The following is a 17835-nucleotide window of genomic DNA, read 5'->3' on the forward strand; positions in this document are numbered from 1 at the left end:
CGCTCACGCCTCCAGACGGGTCAGGTGCGCGCCCGCAACGCGTAATGCATCGTGCGGCCGGCGACGTCGGTTCGGGTCATGGCGAAGGTCGGCTCGACCTTGGGCCGGTTGACGATGAAGGACATCCGCACGGTCTCGAAGCCGCGTGTCGAATCGAAGGCGTTGAGCCGGATGTAGCTGTCCGGATTGGCCTTGCGGCAGGCCTCCAGCTCCATCATCACGCCGGCGGCGTCGCGCAGATCGAACATCGGGTTGCCCCACATCTGCCAGTAGGTGTTCCGGGGGTGCGGATCGTCGGTGTACTCGACGCCGATGGCCCAGCCGTTGTTCAGGCAATACTCGACCTGGGCGACGATCTGCTCGTCGGTCAGGTCGGGCAGGAAGGAAAAGCAGCCCTGGGTTACGCGCATCGTCCTGTCTCCTTGCTCCTGTCTCGGTTCGCGGCTCAGGCCACCGCCGGCGTCGGCACGAAGTCCGAGGTGTCGGTGGAGGTGTAGTTGAAGGTGATGTTGCCCCAGGTCTCGAGCGCGGCCTCGAGCGGCTTGCACCACCTGGCGGCGGCGCGCAGGATCTCCGGCCCTTCGGTGGCGATGTCGCGGCCCTCGTTGCGGGCCAGCACCATGGCTTCCAGCGCCACCCGGTTCGCGGTGGCGCCGGCCTGGATGCCCATCGGGTGGCCGATGGTGCCGCCGCCGAACTGCAGCACCACGTCGTCGCCGAACAGATCCAGCAACTGGTGCATCTGGCCGGCGTGGATGCCGCCGGAGGCGACCGGCATGACCTTGTGCAGGTCCGCCCAGTCCTGCTCGAAGAAGATGCCGCGCGGCAGGTCAACCTGGTTCTTCGTCTCGCGGCAAACGTTGTAGTAGCCCTGCACGGTCAGCGGATCGCCCTCGAGCTTGCCGACCGCCGTTCCGCAATGCAGGTGGTCGACGCCGGCGAGCCTGAGCCACTTGGCGATGACGCGGAACGAAATGCCGTGGTTCTTCTGGCGGGTATACGTGCCGTGGCCGGCGCGGTGCATGTGCAGGATCATGTCGTTCTGCCGGCACCACTCGGAGATCGACTGAATCGCCGTCCAGCCGATGATGAGATCGACCATGACGATGACCGAGCCCAGTTCCTTGGCCAGCTCGGCGCGCCGGTACATCTCCTCCATCGTTCCCGCGGTGATGTTGAGATAGTGCCCCTTCACCTCGCCGGTCTCGGCGGACGCGCGGTTGACGGCCTCCATGCAGTAGAGGAAGCGGTCGCGCCAGTGCATGAAGGGCTGCGAGTTTATGTTCTCGTCATCCTTCATGAAGTCGAGGCCGCCCTTCAGGCCCTCGTAGACCACGCGGCCGTAGTTCTTGCCCGACAGGCCGAGCTTCGGCTTGGTGGTCGCGCCCAGGAGCGGCTTGCCGAACTTGTCGAGGCGTTCGCGCTCGACGACGATGCCGGTCGGCGGCCCCTTGAAAGTCTTCACGTAGGCGACGGGAAAGCGCATGTCCTCGAGCCTGGCCGCCATCAGCGGTTTGAACGAGAACACGTTGCCAATGATCGAGGCCGTCAGGTTGGCGATCGAGCCTTCCTCGAAGAGGATGAGGTCGTAGGCGACGTAGCAGAAATACTGGCCCGGCGTGCCGGGCACCGGCTCGACCCTGTAGGCCTTGGCGCGATAGCTGTCGCAGGCGGTCAGGCGGTCGGTCCAGACCACCGTCCAGGTGGCGGTGGAGCTTTCGCCGGCGACGGCGGCGGCCGCCTCGATCGGATCGACGCCTTCCTGCGGTGTGATCCGGAACAGCGCGATGACATCGGTGTCCTTGGGTTCGTAGTCACCGTCCCAGTAGCCCATCTGGGCGTATTTCAGCACACCGGCCTTGTAACGTTCCTTGCCTTTGATTTCCTTGGTCTTCGTTTCCATTGCCGGGCTCCCTTCGTGAAACCGTTGCGATTGCCCCTTGACGATCAGGCCGCGCGCTTCGCGGCGATGCGCGGGTCGAGGGCGCCGCTTTCGTAGCGCCTGGCCATTTCGGCCATGGGGATTACCTTGATCCTCGAGGCGTTGCCGGCGGTGCCGAACTGCTCGAAGCGCGCGCGGCAGAGGTCGCGCATGGCGTCCATCGCCGGCTTGAGGAACTTGCGCGGGTCGAATTCCGCTTTCCTCTCGCTCGCCACCTTGCGGAACATGCCGGTCATGGCGAGGCGGCAGTCGGTGTCGATGTTGACCTTGCGCACGCCGAATCGGATGCCGCGCACGATCTCCTCGACCGGTACGCCCCAGGTCTGGGGCATCTCGCCGCCGTATTCGTTGAAGATGTCCTGCAGGTCCTGCGGCACCGAGGAGGAGCCGTGCATGACGAGATGGATGTCGGGCAGCTTCTCGTGGATCGCCTCGACCACGCCCATGGCGAGGATCTCGCCATCCGGCTTGCGGGTGAACTTGTAGGCGCCGTGCGACGTGCCCATGGCGATCGCCAGGGCGTCTACCTTGGTGCGCGACACGAAGTCGACCGCCTGGTCGGGGTCGGTCAGAAGCTGGTCGTGGCTGAGCGCGCCCTCGGCGCCGTGGCCGTCCTCTGCCTCGCCCCGGCCGCTTTCCAGAGAGCCCAGGACGCCGAGCTCGCCCTCGACCGACGCGCCGACCCAGTGGGCCATGTCGGCAACGCGGCGGGTGACGTCTAGATTGTAGTCGTAGCTCGCCGGCGTCTTGCCGTCGGCTTCCAGCGAGCCGTCCATCATCACCGAGGTGAAGCCGTGGCGGATCGCCGACAGGCAGGTCGCTTCGGAATTGCCGTGGTCCTGATGCATGCACAGCGGGATGTGGGGATAGATCTCGGCGAGCGCGTCGATCATCTTCGCCAGCATGATGTCGTTGGCGTAGGACCGCGCGCCGCGGCTGGCCTGGATGATGACCGGCGCATCGACCGCGTCGGCCGCCTCCATGATGGCGAGGCCCTGCTCCATGTTGTTGATGTTGAAGGCCGGAACGCCGTAGCCGTGCTCGGCGGCGTGATCGAGTAGCTGGCGCAGTGTGATGCGGGCCATGGGTCACTCTCCCTTCGAAGTGCGGATCGCTTTGGCGGCGGCGGCGATTGCCACGGCCGTGATGCCGAAATGGGCGTAGAGGTCGTCGGCCGGCGCGGAGGCGCCGAACCCGGTCATGCCGACGAAGCGGCCGGTTTCGCCGATCCAGCGCTCCCATCCGGTCTCGACGGCGGCTTCCACCGCGACGCGCGGGGCGGTGCCGAGGACCTGGGTGCGATAGGCCTCGGGCTGGACCCTGAAGAGTTCCCAGCACGGCATCGACACGACGGTGGCGGCGATACCCTCCTCGCGCAGCTGACCGGCGGCCTCGACGGCCAGCGCGACTTCCGAACCGGTGGCGAGCAGCGTGACGTCGCGCCTTTCGATATCGCCGGAGACCACGTAGGCGCCTTTGGCGACCGGGTTGTCGTCGCTCGCCTCGCGGCGCAGCGCCGGCAGGCCCTGGCGGCTCAGGCACAAGATGCTAGGCGTATCGGTGTCGGCGAGCGCGCAGGCCCAGGCCTCGACCGTCTCCATCGCGTCCGCCGGACGGAACACGTTGACGTTCGGCATGGCGCGCAGGCTCGCCAGATGCTCGACCGGCTGATGCGTCGGGCCATCCTCGCCGAGGCCGATCGAGTCATGGGTCATCACGTAGATCACCCGCTGGCCCATCAGCGCGGAAAGCCGGATCGACGGGCGGCAATAGTCGGTGAAGACCAGGAAGGTGCCGCCGTAGGGAATGAACCCGCCATGCAGGGCGATGCCGTTCATCGCCGCGCCCATGACGTGCTCGCGCACGCCGTAGTGGATGTAGCCGCCGGCGAATTTGTCGGCCGTCACCGTTTCCTGGCTCCTGGCCTTGGTGAGATTGGATCCGGTCAGATCGGCCGAACCGCCGATCAGGGCCGGCAGGACCGGCGCGATCGCCTCGATGACCTTTTGCGAGGCCTGCCGCGTGGCGATCTTCGGCGCCTCGGCGGCGAAGGCCGCCTTCAGGTCGGCCAGGGCCGTGTCCAGGCCGAGGCCCGGCGTGCCGCGCTGGCCGTCGAGGAAGGCCTGGCGGGTATTCCGGTCGGCGGATTGCAGACGCCGTTCCCAAGACAGATGCGCGTCGGCGCCGCGCGACCCGGCCGAGCGCCAGGCCGACAGGATATCGGTGGGGATCTCGAAGGGCGCATGGGACCAGCCGAGCGCCGCGCGGGCGCCTGCGACCTCGTCCGCGCCGAGGGGCGCGCCATGGGTCGCCTCGGTGCCCTGCTTGGTCGGGGCGCCGTAGCCGATCACGGTCCGGCAGGCGATCAGCGAGGGCGTGCCGGTCAGTTTCGCCGCCTGGATCGCCGCGGCGACCGCCTCGGGGTCGTGGCCGTCGACCCGGGTCACGTCCCAGCCGGCGGCGGCGAAACGGGCAAGCTGATCGGTGGAGGTCGCCAGCGACGTATCGCCGTCGATCGAGATGCCGTTGTCGTCGAACAGCACGATCAGGCGATTGAGCCTCAGGTGCCCCGCGAGATCGATCGCCTCGTGGCTCAGGCCTTCCATGAGGCAGCCGTCGCCGGCGACGACATAGGTGAAGTGATTGACGAGATCGTCGCCGAAGCGGGCGTTGAGCATCCGTTCGGCGAGCGCCATGCCGACCGCATTGGCGATGCCCTGGCCGAGCGGCCCGGTCGTCGTCTCCACCCCCGGGCAATGACCGTATTCGGGGTGGCCGGCGGTCTTCGAGCCGAGCTGGCGGAAAGTCTTCAGCTCGTCGAGCGTCACCCCTTCGTAGCCCGTCAGGTAGAGCAGCGCATAGAGCAGCATCGAGCCGTGGCCGGCCGATAGCACGAAACGGTCGCGATCGGGCCAGGTCGGATCGGCGGGATCGAATTTCAGGAAGCGCGTGAACAGAACGGTGGCGACGTCGGCCATACCCATCGGCATGCCGGGATGGCCGGACCTGGCCTTTTCGATCGCGTCCATCGACAGGGCACGGATGGCGTTGGCCATCAAGCGGTCGTCGATGGCCAAGGGCGCGGTCTCCACGGCGACGGTCTGCAACGCGGTCGTCATTCTGTCTTCCCCCTAAAGGATGCGCCGGCGGCGCTCGACGAGACGCTGGATCATCGGCGTCAGGATGAGCTGCATGGCGAGATCGAGCTTGTTGCCGGGAATGACGATGGAGTTCGCCCGGCTCATGAAGGAGTCGTGGATCATCGACACCAGGTAGGAGAAATCGATGCCGCGCGGGTCCTTGAAGCGGATGACGACCATCGACTCGTCCGGCGTCGGGATCCAGCGGGCGACGAACGGGTTCGAGGTGTCGACCGTCGGCACGCGCTGGAAGTTGATGTCGGTGTTGGTGAACTGCGGGCAGATGCAGTGCACATAGTCGTGCATGCGCCTGAGGATCACGTCGGTCACGGCCTCGGTCGTGTAGCCGCGCGAGGCCTTGTCGCGATGGATCTTCTGGATCCATTCGAGATTGATGACCGGCACGACGCCGATCTTGAGATCCGCATGGTCGGCGATCCTGACGTCGTCGGTCAGGACCGCGCCGTGCAGGCCCTCGTAGAACAGCACGTCGGAGCCATCCTCGAAGCGGCGCCAGTCGGTGAACCTGCCCGGCTCCACCCCCCAGACCTCGGCTTCGGCCTCGTCATGGACATAGGTGCGGGTGCGACCGTTGCCGGTCTCCGCGTATTCGCGGAAGGCGGCCTCGAGCTGCTTCAACTCGTTGGCGTCGTAACTGAAATGGCTGAAGGTGTGGTCGCCTTTGGCCACGCGGGCTTCCAGCTCGGCGCGCATCTCCTCGCGGTTGAAGCGGTGAAAGGCATCGCCCTCGATCGAGACGGCGTCGACACCCTCGCGCCGGAAGATCTGGTCGAAGGTGTGCTTGACCGTCGAGGTGCCCGCGCCCGAGGAGCCGGTGACCGAGATGATGGGGTGCTTCTGGGACATGGCGATCAGACCCGGAACAGGCCGCGCCGGCCGAACAGCGGCGAATGCTCGCCGGTCGCCGGTGGCTCGGTGTGATAGCGGACAACGTTCTCGACCTTGTCGCTGGAGCCGAACACCAGCGGCGTGCGCTGATGCACGCTCCTGGGCTGGATGGTCATGATACGGTCGATGCCGTCGGTGGCGGCGCCGCCGGCCTGCTCGACGATGAAGGCGATCGGATTGGCCTCGTAGACGAGCCGGAGCCTGCCTTCCTGATAGCCGGGGCGGGCGTCGCGCGGGTACAGGAAGATGCCGCCGCGCTGCAGCACGCGATAGGTCTCGGCGACCAGCGAGGCGATCCAGCGCATGTTGAAGTTCTCGCCGCGCGGGCCCTCGGCACCGGCGATGCAGTCGTCGATATAGGCCTGCACCGCCGGATCCCAGAACCGGTAGTTCGAGGCATTGATGGCGTACTCGCGCCGGCCCCTGGGGATCTGGATTTTGGTCGCGGTGACGATGAACCGACCGGCGGCGCGGTCGAGGGTGGCGGCATGGGTGCCATCGCCGACCGTGAACACCATCGCGGTCTGCGGCCCGTAGATCACGAAGCAGGCGGCGAGCTGTTCGCGGCCCTGCGGCAGGCTCATGCCATCGGCGGGGGCCGGAAAGACCGAGACGATCGTGCCGATCGAGACATTGGTGTCGATGTTGGAGGACCCGTCGAGCGGATCGATGGCGACGCCGAGCGGGGCGCCGTCGTTGATCGCGACGGCCTGGTCGCATTCCTCGGAGCAGACGATGGCGACCGGCGCTGTCCTGAACGCATCGGCGAACAGCTCGTCGGCGCGCACGTCGAGAAGCTTCTGGACGTCTCCACCGGCATTGCCACCGACCTCGGCCGCCAGACTGCCGGCCAGCGGGCCGCGGCCGATCAGCTCGGACAGCGCCGTGGCCGCGAACGCCACCGCCTTCAGGGTGTCGGCGATCGCGACGCGCCGCGGGTCGTCCACCGCCCAGTTGTCCAAGTGGCTTTCGAGGCTCTGTCGGGCCTGCATCCCGGTGTCTCCCTGCCTTGCCCCGTTTTCCGATGTTTTTCGGGTGTTTTTCGGGGTTCTCGGCCGCGCGGTCTTCGCCGCTCGGGACACATTACGGATATTGAATATGAAGTAAATTTCGAATAACTTTGGTTCTCATTGAGAAAATTTAAAATGAACCTGCATCACGCCACCATCCGGCAACTGCGCGGTTTCGAAGCGACCGCACGGACCGGCAGCGTCACCGCCGCCGGGCGGGAACTCGGCCTGACGCCGTCCGCCGTATCCCTTCAGCTGAAGCAGCTCGAGGAACTGGCCGGAATGCCGCTCCTGGAGCGGGGGGCGGAGGGCTTCCGGCCGACGGACGCCGGACGCGAACTGCTGCATGCGGCCGCCCTGATCGAGCTTGCCATCGCCGATTGCGACGAACGGCTCGACGCGATGCGCGGCATCGAGCGCGGCACGGTCCGGGTCGGCGTCGTCAGCACCGCGAAGTATTTCGCGCCGCAGGCGCTGGCCGCGTTCCTGAAAAAGCATCCGACCGTCGAGATGCAGCTGATCGTCGGGAACCGCGGCGAGACGATCGGGGCAATGGCCGACCTGCAGGCCGACTTCGCCGTGATGGGGCGCCCACCGCGCGATATCGAGGTGGAGCAGACGATCATCGGCCCGCACCCGCACGTGATCATCGCCCCGCCCGATCATCCGCTCGCCGGCAGACGCGCCATCGCCATGGCCGCGCTCGCCGCGGAGACCTTCCTCGTGCGCGAAAGCGGTTCGGGAACGCGGCTCCTGATGGAGCGGCTTCTGGAGACCGCCGGCATCACGCCGCGAAAGGGCGCCGAGATGGGCTCAAACGAGACCATCAAGCAGGCGGTCATCGCCGGGCTCGGGATCGCGCTGATCTCCGCCCATACCGTCTCCACCGAGGTGGCCGACCGGCGGCTCGCGGTCCTCGACGTGGTGGGCCTGCCGATCATCCGGCAATGGTATGTCGTCCGGCTGGCCGAAAAGCGGCTGTCTCCGGCCGCCCAGGCACTGTGGGATTTCCTCGCCGGGTCGGGCGCCGGCTTCCTGCCGCACCTGGAGATGCCGGCCACCCCCCAGTGAAGCTGATAGGCCGTGAGCGCGCCACGATTACGTGCTCAAATGGGCATCCTCGATTCGAAACGGCAAAGTTCAGATGCAGGCTTCGCCAGGAAATACATCCGACCGCCGGTCGGGAGCACGCAGGCTCGCGCGGATCGTATCCGGGGTGATCGGCCTCGCCCTGCTGCTGGCCATCGCCGCATTTCTCTTCGGCACGGTCGGGTTCTTCGCGCCGCTGCGCGCCGCGGCGATCGAAAAACTGCTGTCGGCAAGCCTCGGTGCGCCTGTCACGATCGAGGGCCCCGTGACCTTCGACTGGGGTTCGACCGTCGTCGTCTCCGGTTCGAATATCCGCATCGAGCGGCCGCAGGGCGCCCCCGCCGGCGAGGCCGACACGATCGCGGAAGGCGCGATCGGGCTCGGCCTCGATGCGCTGCTGAGCGGCACGCTCGACCTCAGGGCGCTGCGGCTGCACGGCGTTTCGCTCGCTCGCAACAGCACCCTGGTCGGTTTCGATCCGGACGCTCCATCGGACGTCAGCATCTCCGATCGCTGGTTCGGCCTGGTGCCCGGCGCGGTGCGGCTCGCCAAGACGGCCGACATCGCCGTCTCGGATGTCAGCTACCACTACCTAAACCCCGTGTCGGGCTGGGACTTCGACATCGCACTTGCGACCTTCGCCACCGCCAGGGGCGAGCCGGGGGCACCGTCCACGATCACGGCCTCCGGCACGGTCAACGGCGCGCCCGTCAAGGCCGATGTCGAGGTCCGGCCGCTCGTTGCCGGGGACCGGTCGCTCGGCGACGGCTTCACCCTCATCGTGACGAGCTCGGGCGGCACCGTCTCGATGCGTAGCATCGTTCCCCGCAACCGGACCGCATCGCTGCGCAGGACCGCGGTCAGCGCCGACATCACCTCGATTGGCGATTTGCTCGATGCCTTGAAGATCGCCCGGACCGTTGAAGGTACCGCGACGCTTGCCGGCAACATCGATAGCACCACCGGCGTCTCCGCCCTGCGCGACCTGAACGCGACGCTGGCGCTTGCCGACGGGCCGACCTTCGAGGCCCACGGCGCAATCGACAACCTCGAGGCGCGAAAAGGCTTCGACGTGATTGTCGAAGCCGAATGGCCGCAGGACGCCGCCGGCAGCGTCGACGACGCCGACCTGCTGAGCTTCGAGGTCCACGCCATCACGGGGCGGTTCACTGGCGAACTCTCGGCGCTGGCAATGCGCGACGGATGGATCACCACCAACTTCTTCTCCAACGCGATTCCGCGCCTCGGTCCGATCACCGCCGGCGCCATCCGCCGCGACAAGACGGGACGGCTTTCGGTGGAGGACCTGCATGTGCTCGCGGGCCCGGCCGACGCACCGACATTCAACCTGTCCGGCCGGATCGGCGACCTGCTGCAGCTCGCCGATTTCAACCTGTCGGGCGACATCGCCATTCCGACCGTCGAGGTGCTCGGCATCGCGGTGGCCGATCCGGCGGCGCTCGGCAAGCTTGCCGGCGCTTTCGGGGTGTCCGATGCCAGCGGCGCGGCCGGTGTAGACCGGCTGACCGCGAGCCTCGCCGGCTCCAGGCTCGCCGCCGCCAACCTCGAGCTCAGCGCCGACCAGAGCCAGCCGACGCAGACGGGACGGTTCGCGCTGACACTCGACGTGCCGGACTACGCAGCGCTGGCAAAGGCGATCGGCCTGTCGCCGGAAGCCGTCGGCGCCATCGCCTTCAAGGGTCAGATCGCCCTGAGCGAAGACAGCGGCGACATCGACGGCAGCCTGCGCTTCGGCAAGACCGCACTGACCGGCGACCTCTCAATCAAGCCGGAAGACGGGCGCCCGCTCATAGGCGGCGACATCTCGACACCGGCCCTGCATGTCGCCGATGTCTGGCGGCTGGTCGGGATCGGGGCGGCGTTCCAGCAACTGCGCAAGGACAAAAAGGCGCGCACGGAACCGGCGGACGCCACGGCGGATGCCCCGGCGACGGCCCCCGCGACTGCCGTCGCCGTCGCCCGACCGCGGTTCGACGTCGCCGTCAGCGCGGGCAAGATCGCGGGCGCCAGCGGCGGCGCGGTCAGCAGCGTGTCGGGGCGGCTGCTCTATGACGAGGGCCTGATGACGGCGAAGTCGTTCGCGCTTCGCTTCGACGGCGGCCATTTCGGTTTCGACGGCCACATGAAGGTGCGCGAGGCCAGCCGGCCTTTCAGCGCGACCGGACGGATAAATGGGTGGCCGGTCGGCAAGGCCCTGCAGGAACTCGAGATCGACCTACCGATCGAGGGCATCCTGGAGGCGGCATTCGACGTGTCGTCCTCCGGCGCCTCCGTGCAGACGGCAATCCGGGAGGCCAAGGGCGACATCACGATCCGCCTCGTCGACGGGACGATCGCCAATCGGCTGATCGATCTGTCGGGGCTGGTGTTGCCGACCTGGCTGTTCGCGCCCTCGGCAAAGACGGGCATGTCACGCGTCGACTGTTTCTCGGCAAAGGTCGACCTGCAGCCCGGCCTGGCGACGCTGCGGTCGGGAATCGTCGAAACCGACGACGTCATCGTCACGGCGACCGGCCCGATCGACTTCAAGGACGACACGATCGATATCGAAGCCAAGCCCAAGGCCCGCGTCGACAACCTGATCCCGATCGTCTCTCCGTTCGCGATCCGCGGTCCGCTGTCGGCACCGAAAGTGGTGATCGAGGGCGGCGGGGTCGCGGGGCGAGCCATCGCCGAGACACTGGCCCTCCCGCTGAACACGCTCGGTACCCTGCTCGGCGTCGACAGGGCCGACCCGAAATCGCATTCTTCCTCCGGCGCATGCTGAGCGGACGCCTTTCGGTGTCAAACCCACGGCAAAGGTGAATCTACCCGTTGCCAGGGTGCTTTCCAGCACGGTTCTGATATGCACCAATAGTCGGCATGGTCTGGTCACGCAGCGGGTGAAATTCGAAGAATGAATACAATGGCAACAGACGAGCTTCTCTACGAGGTCCGCGGCACCACGGGCTGGGTCACGCTGAACCGGCCGCAGGCGCGCAACGCCCTGACCTTCGCCATGTACGAGGGGCTGGCGGAGGTCTGCTCGTCGATCCCCGACGACGGTTCGGTCAAGGCGATCGTCGTCATCGGCGCCGGCGAGAAGGCGTTCGCGGCGGGCACCGACATGCGCCAGTTCCGCGATTTCTCCAGCGAGCAGGACGCCCTCGACTACGAACACCGCATGAGCCGGGTCTTCCACCAGATAGAGACCTGCCCGGTCCCGACCGTCGCGGCGATATCGGGAGCCTGCACCGGCGGCGGCGCCGGCATCGCGGCGGCCTGCGACCTGCGGATCGCCACCGCCGACATGAAGTTCGGCTTCCCAATCGCCCGCACGCTCGGCAATACGCTGTCGATCGACAACCTGTCGCGCATGGCCGCGCTGATCGGCATCGGCCGGGTCAAGGAGGCGATTTTCACCGCCAAGCTGATCGGCGCCGAGGATGCGCTGGCGATCGGCCTCGTCACCGAGGTGGTGCCGGATTACCCCGCCCTCCTCGCGCGCGTCGACGAGCTGACCGCGCAACTCGCCGGCCATGCGCCGCTGACGATGCGCACGATCAAGGAAGGGCTGCGGCGCCTGCGCGTCCACGGCGCGGAAGCCGAAGACAAGGACCTGATCGTCGAAGCCTATATGAGCGAGGACTTCCGCGAAGGCATGGAAGCGTTCCTGGCCAAGCGCAAGCCGGACTGGAAGGGCCGCTGACATGGGCGTGGCCGCTGAAGGGGGCGCGGCATCGGGCGGCCCGCTCGAGGGGGTGCGCGTCGTCGAACTCAGCCACATCATGGCGGGGCCGACCTGCGGCCTGATGCTCGCCGACATGGGCGCCGACGTCGTCAAGGTCGAGCGGCCCACCGGCGACGACACCCGCCGCTTCATCCCGCCCGACGTCAACGGCGAGAGCGCCGCCTTCATGATGATGAACCGCAACAAGCGGGGCATCGCACTCGACCTCAAGCAGCCTGGCGCGGCGGACGCGCTGCGCCGCCTCATCAAGGGCGCCGACATCCTGATCGAGAACTACCGGCTCGGCACGATGGAGAAGCTCGGCCTGGGCTACGAGGCCCTGCGCAAGGACAATCCCGGCCTGGTGTACTGCTCGCTGTCGGGGTTCGGGCGCACCGGCCCCTACGCCACTCGGGGCGGCTTCGACCTGATCGCGCAAGGCATGTCGGGGCTGATGTCGATCACCGGCGAAGGGCCGGGCCGGCCGCCGGTCAAGGTCGCGGCCCCGATCACCGACATCACCGCCGGCATCCTCGGGGCGATGGGGTGCCTTGCGGCCTATGTCCGCCGACTCAAGACCGGCGAGGGCCAGGTGGTCGATTCCTCGCTGCTGGAGGCGGGCATCACCCAGACCTACTGGCAGTCGGCGATCGCGCTCGCGACCGGCGTGAGCCCGATGCCGATCGGTTCGGCGCACCCGTTGAGCGCGCCCTATCAGGCTTTCGAGACGGCGGACGGCTGGATCAATATCGGCGCGGCCAACCAGGCGAACTGGCAGCGGCTGCTCAAGGTTCTCGACGCCGATGAACTCGGCGAGGACCCGCGCTTCGCCACCAACGGCGACCGCATGATGAACCTGCCGGCGCTGGTGGACGTGCTGACGCCCCACTTCAAGTCCCGCACCAGCGCGGACTGGCTCGCCCGCTTCGAGGAGATCGGGCTGCCGGGCGGCCCCGTGCTGGACATTCTCGAGATGCAGGCCGATCCGCACGTCAACGCCCGCGACATGATCGTCGAACTGGACCACCCGAAGGCCGGCAAGACCAAGGCGATCGGGCTCCCGGTGAAATTCTCCGACACGCCCGGCGGCATCCGCCGGCCGGCGCCGCTGTTCGGCCAGCACACGCGCGAGGTGCTCGCCGAGGCGGGCCTGAGCGACGAAGACATCGAACGGCTCGTCGCCGACGGCGCGGCGATCGCCGCGGATATCGAGTAGACAGGGGGAGACACCATGCCGGACGTCACGCTTGAGGCTGCCCGCACGATAGTCGCGGCGGCCTTCGACAAGAGCCGCGAACTCGGGCTCAAGCCCCTGACCATTGCGGTGCTCGATTCCGCTGGCGCGCTGAAGGTGCTGGAGCGCGCGGACGGTGCCAGCCTGATGCGCCCGGAGATCGCCATCGGCAAGGCGCACGGCGCGATCGCGCTCGGGATGGGCAGCCGGGCGATCTACCAGCGCGCACAGGAGCAGCCCTATTTCATCCAGGCCATGAACGCGCTGGCCAAGGGATCGCTGGTGCCGGTGCCCGGCGGCGTGCTGATCCGGAATGCGGACGGCGCGCTCATGGGGGCGGTCGGGATCACCGGCGACACCTCAGACAACGACGAGGCCTGCGCGGTCGCCGGCATCGAGGCGGCGGGACTGACGGCCGAGACCGGCTGATATCGCTCCGCGTTTCTGGCGACCCGGTCCGCGAACTAGTCGGCCGCCTCGGGCGCCGGCGGCGCGGACTTGCGGTTGATGCGCTCGCGCGCCGACTGGAAGGCGACGTAGAGCACGGGAATGAAGACGACGCCGAGGATGGTGGCCATCAGCATACCGCCGAACACGGTCATGCCGACCGATACCCGCGCCGCCGCCCCGGCCCCGCTCGCCAGCACCAACGGCGCCACGCCGAGAATGAAGGAGATCGCGGTCATCAGCACCGCGCGGAAGCGCAGAGACGCCGCCTCCTCGGCCGCCTCGACGATCGGCCGGCCTTCCTCGCGCCGCTGCTTGGCGAACTCGACGATCAGGATCGCGTTCTTCGCCGCCAGCCCGATCAGCAGCACAAGCCCGACCTGCGCGTAGATGTTGAGCGGGATATCGGTCAGCAGCAGCAGACCGACCGCGCCGAACAGGGCGAAGCCGACCGACAGCATGACCGGGAAGGGAATCGTCCAGCTCTCGTACTGGGCGACCAGGAACAGATAGGCGAAGATGATCGACAACACGAAGACCACGGAGCCGGCTGCGGCGGCCTTGATCTCCTCGAGCGCCATGCCGGTCCACTCGTAGGTGTAGCCGGGCGGCAGGCCGGTCGCGGCCAGCCGCTCCATCGCCGCGATGGCATCGCCCGAGGCATAGCCCGGCGCGGCGTCGCCGTTGATGACCGCCGAGCGGTAGAGGTTGTAGCGCTGGATGTTCTCCGGCCCGAGGATCGGCTCGACACGGGCGAGCGCGCGAAGCGGAATCATCGTGCCGTCGTTGGCGCGGACATAGATCTTGCCGACGTCTTCGGGTGTCGTGCGGAACTGACCTTCCGCCTGCACGAAGACCCGGTAGACTCGGCCGAACTTGTTGAAGTCGTTGACGTAGTAGGACCCGAAGGTGGCCCCCAGAACCTGGAAGATGGTCGAGACGTCGACGCCCTTCGACTTCGCCTGCTGCCGGTCGATATCGATGAAGAGTTGCGGCACGTTGGCGCGATAGGACGTGAACACCCCGGTCAGCACCGGGTCGGAATTGGCGGCAACGATCATGCCGCCGAGCGCTGTCGACAATTCGGCCGGCGACCGGCCCTCGGTATCCTGCAGGACGAACTCGAAGCCGCCGGTGGCGCCGAGACCGGGGATCGGCGGCGGATTGAAGGGGATCGCCGTCGCGCCGGGAATGGCGAGCAGTTTCGGCCCCAGCGTTGCCATGATGTGCCCAAGGCCGAGCTCGGGCTCGGTGCGGTCGTTCCACGGCTCCAGCACGGCGATCACCAGGCCGCCATTCGGCACCACCGCGCCCGACAGCACGGAATAGCCGCCGACCGAAATGACGCTCTGGACGCCCGGCGTCTCCATGATCATCGACTCGATCTCGCGCAGCACCGTTTCGGTGCGCGGCAGGGCGGCGCCGTCGGGCAGGCGCACGTCGACGAAGAAGGCGCCGCGATCCTCCGCCGGCAGGAAGCCGGTCGGCAGACGGCCGAGCAGCAGGCCGGCGGCGGCCAGCACCGCCAGGAAGACCAGGAGCGATACCGCCATCAGGCGCAACATCCACCTGACGATCGCCATGTAGCCCGCGCGCGTCTTGTCGAGACCGGCCTCGAACCAGCCGAGCGGGCCGCGCCGGGTCTGCGGCGGCGGCCGCAGAAGCAGCGCACACAGCGCCGGCGACAGGGTGAGCGCGTTGACCGACGAAATCGCCACCGAGACCGCGATGGTGACGGCGAATTGCTCGAACATTCGGCCCGTCAGGCCCGGCGCGAAGGCGGTCGGCACGAAGACGGCGAGCAGCACCAGCGTGGTGGCGATGACCGGCGCGGTCACTTCCTGCATGGCCACACGCGTGGCCGAGCGGGAATCGAGCCCGTCGGCCATGTGGCGCTGGACGTTCTCGACTACGACGATGGCGTCGTCCACCACGACGCCGATCGCCAGGATCAGGCCGAACAGGCTGATCGTGTTGATGGTGAAGCCGAGCGCCAGAAGCACGGCGAAGGTGCCGATCAGCGAGACCGGGATGGCGATCGCCGGCACCAGTGTCGAGCGCCAGTCTTGCAGGAACAGGAAGACGACGAGAATCACCAGCACCAGCGCCTGGAACAGCGTGATGACGACCTCGCGCATCGACGTCTTGACGTAGAGCGTGGTGTCGTAGGTGACGTCGTAGGCGAGATCCTCCGGGAACCGCTGCGACAGCGTGTCCATCGCCGCGCGAATTCCGTCGGCGACGTCCAGGGCGTTGGCGTCGGGTAGCTGATAGACGGCGAGCAGCGCGGCGGGCTTGGCATCGAGGCGGCCGAACCAGCCGTAGGACGCGGAGCCGAGCTCGACGCGGGCGACGTCGGCGAGCTTGATCGTCGAGCCGTCGGGGCGGGCGCGGATGATCAGGTTGGAGAACTCGGCTACGTCGGTGAGGCGGCCTTTGGCCTGTAGCGGATACTGGAACTGCTGGCCGGCCGGGACCGGCTCCTGACCGATCGCGCCTGCGGAGACCTGGACGTTCTGGTCGCGGATCGCCGCGATCACGTCGGAGGGCGTCAGCTGCAGGCTGGTCAATCGGTCCGGATTGAGCCAGATGCGCATGCCGTAGTCGCGCGCGCCGAGGATGTCGACCTTGGCGACACCGGGCACGCGGGCGAGCCGGTCTCGAATGTTGATGGAGGTGTAGTTCGACAGGAACAGGTCGTCATAGGTGTCGCCCGGCGAAGTGACTGAGACGACCATCAGCATGTTGGTCGACTGCTTCTTCACCGAGACGCCCTGCCGGTTCACCTCCTCGGGCAGTTTCGGTGTCGCCAGCGACACCCGGTTCTGCACGTTGATCTGGGCGAGATCGCCGTCGGTGCCGACCTCGAAGGTCACGGCCAGCGAATAGGACCCGTCGTTGGCGCTCTTCGACGACATGTAGATCATGCCCTCGACGCCGTTGACCTCGGCCTCGATGACCGCGGCCACCGTCTCCTCCACCACCTGGGCGGTGGCGCCAGGATAGGTGGCGGTCACCTGCACCTGCGGCGGGGTCAGTTCCGGATATTCGGCGACGGGCAGAACGGCCATCGACAGGAGGCCGGCCAGCACGATAACGATGGCGATGACGAAGGCGAACTTCGGCCGGTCGATGAAGAAGGCGCTGAGCATCTACTGGCTCGCCTCGCCTTGCGGGACGGCGGTGACGGTGGCGCCGGGGCGGACCTTCTGTATGCCCTCGACGATGATCTGCTCGCCGACCTCCAGGCCGCTGGCGACCACGACCTCGGTCTTCTGGCGCTCGCCGAGGGTGACCGACCGCTGCTCGACCTTGCTGTCGGCGTCGACGACGAGGACGAAATAGCCGGCCTGGTTCTGCTGGATCGCGGCCTGCGGCACGACGATCTCCTGCGTCGGCTCCGAGCTCACCAGGACGACGGTGACGAACTGGCCCGGCAGCAGCACGCCGTCGGGATTGGCGAAGACGGCGCGAAAGGGAATCGTGCCGGTCGCCGCGTCGACCTCGGTTCCGAAGAAGTCGATCTTGCCATCGTGATCGAAGACCGTGCCGTCGACGAGGCGGATCTGCGGCTTGTAGGCCGTGGTGTTGCCCGCCAGATAGGCCTTCAGATAGGCGAGATAGTCGCGTTCGGTCACAGAGAAGGTCACGTAGACCGGATTGGTGGCGACCACGGTCGCCAGAACGCCGGAGTCGGGGCCGACGAGATTGCCGGTGTCGACGCTCGAGCGGCTGATGCGGCCGGATATCGGGCTGGAGATCCGGGTGTATCCGAGATTGAGGCTGGCCTGCTCCAGTTCCGCCTTGGCGGCCGCGAGATCGGCGCGGGCCCGCCCGGCGGCGGCGCGGGCCTCGTCGAGAGAGGCCTCGCTGGCCGTGCCGGTGGTCGCCAGCTTCTCGTACCGGGCAAGCTGGGCCTCGGCCTGCGCGATGGTGGCCTCGACGCCCTTGACCCGCGCCTCCGCCGCGTCGCGAGCCGCATCGTATTCCGACGGGTCGATGACGTAGAGCACGTCACCCTCGGCGACGCGATGGCCCTCCTCGAAGGTCCTTTCGGTGAGGAAGCCGCGGACGCGCGCCCTGAGATCGACCGTATGGAAGGCCCCGGTCTGGCCGATGAACTCGGTGGACGACGACACGGCCTTCGTCGTCACCGGCGCCACCACCACCGCGGGCGGAGGCGCTTCGCCTTGCTGTGACGCCGCTGGCCCGACGAGCCCCAGCACCGAGGCGCCCAGCGCCGCCAAGACAATCAATCCGCGACGCCGAGCATACGCTCCCGACCGGCTGCCGACGTACAATGGCGCCTCCCACCACAATTTCGATTTCGGCTA

Annotated in this window: 13 protein-coding genes; 5 read left to right on the forward strand and 8 right to left on the reverse strand. The window is 67.6% G+C overall.

The features are described from left to right. Positions 1 to 20 precede the first annotated feature (20 nt). From ACSF9G_RS17055 to ACSF9G_RS17080, 6 genes are read right to left on the reverse strand one after another with little or no spacing between them, the layout of a single operon-like run. Positions 21 to 410, reverse strand: a complete 390-nt coding sequence (locus ACSF9G_RS17055; RefSeq protein ID WP_436643325.1) for a ribulose bisphosphate carboxylase small subunit — start codon at positions 408 to 410, stop codon at positions 21 to 23. A gap of 35 nt (positions 411 to 445) precedes the next feature. Then, on the reverse strand, positions 446 to 1903 hold the full coding sequence (locus ACSF9G_RS17060; protein WP_436643326.1) for a form I ribulose bisphosphate carboxylase large subunit: 1458 nt from the start codon (positions 1901 to 1903) through the stop codon (positions 446 to 448). Between the two features lie 44 nt (positions 1904 to 1947). Then, on the reverse strand, positions 1948 to 3027 hold the full coding sequence (gene fba, locus ACSF9G_RS17065) for a class II fructose-bisphosphate aldolase (RefSeq protein WP_436643327.1): 1080 nt from the start codon (positions 3025 to 3027) through the stop codon (positions 1948 to 1950). 3 nt (positions 3028 to 3030) lie between these two features. Beyond that, positions 3031 to 5061 carry a transketolase gene (gene tkt, locus ACSF9G_RS17070; RefSeq protein ID WP_436643328.1) on the reverse strand — a complete coding sequence of 677 codons (2031 nt, stop codon included), beginning with the start codon at positions 5059 to 5061 and terminating at the stop codon, positions 3031 to 3033. A gap of 12 nt (positions 5062 to 5073) precedes the next feature. Beyond that, complete coding sequence (locus ACSF9G_RS17075) at positions 5074 to 5949, reverse strand: phosphoribulokinase (protein WP_436643329.1); 876 nt, start codon at positions 5947 to 5949, stop codon at positions 5074 to 5076. Between the two features lie 5 nt (positions 5950 to 5954). After that, positions 5955 to 6983: a class 1 fructose-bisphosphatase gene (locus ACSF9G_RS17080; protein ID WP_436643330.1), complete on the reverse strand. Its 1029-nt coding sequence runs from the start codon at positions 6981 to 6983 to the stop codon at positions 5955 to 5957. A 153-nt stretch (positions 6984 to 7136) separates the two neighbouring features. On the opposite strand from ACSF9G_RS17080, the gene ACSF9G_RS17085 reads away from it, so the two are divergent. From ACSF9G_RS17085 to ACSF9G_RS17105, 5 genes are all read left to right on the forward strand, one after another. Further along, complete coding sequence (locus ACSF9G_RS17085; RefSeq protein WP_436643331.1) at positions 7137 to 8072, forward strand: LysR family transcriptional regulator; 936 nt, start codon at positions 7137 to 7139, stop codon at positions 8070 to 8072. A 145-nt stretch (positions 8073 to 8217) separates the two neighbouring features. Next, positions 8218 to 10878: an AsmA family protein gene (locus ACSF9G_RS17090; RefSeq protein ID WP_436643332.1), complete on the forward strand. Its 2661-nt coding sequence runs from the start codon at positions 8218 to 8220 to the stop codon at positions 10876 to 10878. A 138-nt stretch (positions 10879 to 11016) separates the two neighbouring features. Next, positions 11017 to 11799, forward strand: coding sequence for an enoyl-CoA hydratase/isomerase family protein (locus ACSF9G_RS17095; protein WP_436643333.1), 783 nt, complete (start codon positions 11017 to 11019; stop codon positions 11797 to 11799). A 1-nt stretch (position 11800) separates the two neighbouring features. Further along, a complete protein-coding gene (locus ACSF9G_RS17100) occupies positions 11801 to 13036 on the forward strand; it encodes a CaiB/BaiF CoA transferase family protein (protein WP_436643334.1) in 1236 nt (411 codons plus the stop codon). A 15-nt stretch (positions 13037 to 13051) separates the two neighbouring features. Continuing rightward, positions 13052 to 13483 (forward strand): GlcG/HbpS family heme-binding protein, encoded by a 432-nt coding sequence (locus ACSF9G_RS17105; RefSeq protein ID WP_436643335.1) that lies wholly within the window; start codon positions 13052 to 13054, stop codon positions 13481 to 13483. Positions 13484 to 13518: 35 nt separating this feature from the next. On the opposite strand, the gene ACSF9G_RS17110 is transcribed toward ACSF9G_RS17105, so the two are convergent. Further along, a complete protein-coding gene (locus tag ACSF9G_RS17110) occupies positions 13519 to 16653 on the reverse strand; it encodes an efflux RND transporter permease subunit (RefSeq protein ID WP_436643336.1) in 3135 nt (1044 codons plus the stop codon). Beyond that, positions 16654 to 17748 (reverse strand): efflux RND transporter periplasmic adaptor subunit, encoded by a 1095-nt coding sequence (locus ACSF9G_RS17115; RefSeq protein ID WP_436643337.1) that lies wholly within the window; start codon positions 17746 to 17748, stop codon positions 16654 to 16656. It lies immediately after the preceding gene. Positions 17749 to 17835 lie beyond the last annotated feature (87 nt).

The sequence above is a fragment of the Microbaculum mangrovi genome (assembly GCF_051390635.1).
Lineage (GTDB): Bacteria > Pseudomonadota > Alphaproteobacteria > Rhizobiales > Tepidamorphaceae > Microbaculum.

Excerpts from the sequence above, each read along its gene's own strand:
- ACSF9G_RS17075 (WP_436643329.1), bottom strand. The coding sequence starts at position 5,949 with ATGTCCCAGAAGCACCCCATCATCTCGGTCACCGGCTCCTCGGGCGCG.
- ACSF9G_RS17100 (WP_436643334.1), top strand. The coding sequence starts at position 11,801 with ATGGGCGTGGCCGCTGAAGGGGGCGCGGCATCGGGCGGCCCGCTCGAG.
- ACSF9G_RS17110 (WP_436643336.1), bottom strand. The coding sequence starts at position 16,653 with ATGCTCAGCGCCTTCTTCATCGACCGGCCGAAGTTCGCCTTCGTCATC.
- ACSF9G_RS17085 (WP_436643331.1), top strand. The coding sequence starts at position 7,137 with ATGAACCTGCATCACGCCACCATCCGGCAACTGCGCGGTTTCGAAGCG.
- fba (WP_436643327.1), bottom strand. The coding sequence starts at position 3,027 with ATGGCCCGCATCACACTGCGCCAGCTACTCGATCACGCCGCCGAGCAC.
- ACSF9G_RS17080 (WP_436643330.1), bottom strand. The coding sequence starts at position 6,983 with ATGCAGGCCCGACAGAGCCTCGAAAGCCACTTGGACAACTGGGCGGTG.
- ACSF9G_RS17055 (WP_436643325.1), bottom strand. The coding sequence starts at position 410 with ATGCGCGTAACCCAGGGCTGCTTTTCCTTCCTGCCCGACCTGACCGAC.
- ACSF9G_RS17060 (WP_436643326.1), bottom strand. The coding sequence starts at position 1,903 with ATGGAAACGAAGACCAAGGAAATCAAAGGCAAGGAACGTTACAAGGCC.
- ACSF9G_RS17105 (WP_436643335.1), top strand. The coding sequence starts at position 13,052 with ATGCCGGACGTCACGCTTGAGGCTGCCCGCACGATAGTCGCGGCGGCC.
- ACSF9G_RS17095 (WP_436643333.1), top strand. The coding sequence starts at position 11,017 with ATGGCAACAGACGAGCTTCTCTACGAGGTCCGCGGCACCACGGGCTGG.
- tkt (WP_436643328.1), bottom strand. The coding sequence starts at position 5,061 with ATGACGACCGCGTTGCAGACCGTCGCCGTGGAGACCGCGCCCTTGGCC.